Annotated in this window: 2 protein-coding genes; both read left to right on the top strand. The window is 50.7% G+C overall.

Annotated elements, in window-relative coordinates:
• Positions 1–88: 88 nt before the first annotated feature.
• Positions 89–490, top strand: a complete 402-nt coding sequence (locus tag V5T57_RS20625) for a DUF736 family protein (protein ID WP_332893158.1) — start codon at positions 89–91, stop codon at positions 488–490.
• Positions 491–605: 115 nt separating this feature from the next.
• Positions 606–840: hypothetical protein (locus V5T57_RS20620; RefSeq protein ID WP_332893157.1), on the top strand; the 235-nt coding region annotated here is incomplete at its 3' end.

Genomic DNA, 840 nt, shown 5'->3' with positions numbered 1-840 from the left:
CGGGGAATTCCATTCCCCGAAACTCAATAAAACCGTCCCCGGCGCGGAGCGCACAGAATAGCGGGGACATAGAACAAAGGGGTAGGGCATGTCATTTGTGTGTGGGCATTTTGAAAAGAGAGAGCGTGACGGGCTTGTGGGTTATGTCGGAAATGTCAGTATTCGTGGGTTGAATGGTGACGTCGCGTTAGCACCGGTTGATAAGTATAGTGAGGGTAGCCCAGATTATTTAGTAAAGGTGCGTGAGTCTGGCCATGGCTGGGAAGAGATGGGGGGTGGCTGGGCGCATCCGATGAAGAAAGGGGGGACGCTTATTAATATATGTGTGGATGGCCCACATCTTCCTGAGCCTATAAGGCTGACAGCGTTTCCCGTGGATGGTGATCAGCAGGGAGAGAAGTTGGAGGTCAAGTGGTCAAGGCCAAGTAAAAAGGATAAAAAAGGCTCTGATAAGGATGTTGGTGTAGGGAAAGAGGACGAGCCTTTTTAAGTTAGTTGGGAGATTAGGGTAGAGGCTCGCAGCCGTATAGGTTGCGGGCCTTGTTGCGTAATGGGGGGTGGTGGTATCACCCCCCCGTCAGATTACAGGATATGGGGTAGGGGCAATGGATAAACAGAAATTTGAAATAAAGTATATAGGGGTCGATGCACTTCATGTTGCCTTCCAAGGTAACGCAACTAGAAAAGTGCTTGAAAGCTTAGAGCGGGCCAAGCTGGAAGCTAAGCAAGGTGGCGAGGATGTGTGGTGGGAGTATGGAGGGGTTTATGGCATCGTGCGCGGTTATGGAACAAGCGCTACTAAAGGGTATGCCTATATCGTAGATACTGGCCCTATGGGGG

Source organism: Magnetococcus sp. PR-3, from assembly GCF_036689865.1.
GTDB lineage: Bacteria > Pseudomonadota > Magnetococcia > Magnetococcales > Magnetococcaceae > Magnetococcus.
The sequence above is the reverse complement of the archived record's forward strand: the minus strand, read 5'-3'. Positions and strand labels throughout refer to the sequence as shown.

Bases quoted from the DNA above. Each gene is read 5' to 3' on its own strand.
- V5T57_RS20625 (WP_332893158.1), top strand. From the start codon at position 89: ATGTCATTTGTGTGTGGGCATTTTGAAAAGAGAGAGCGTGACGGGCTT.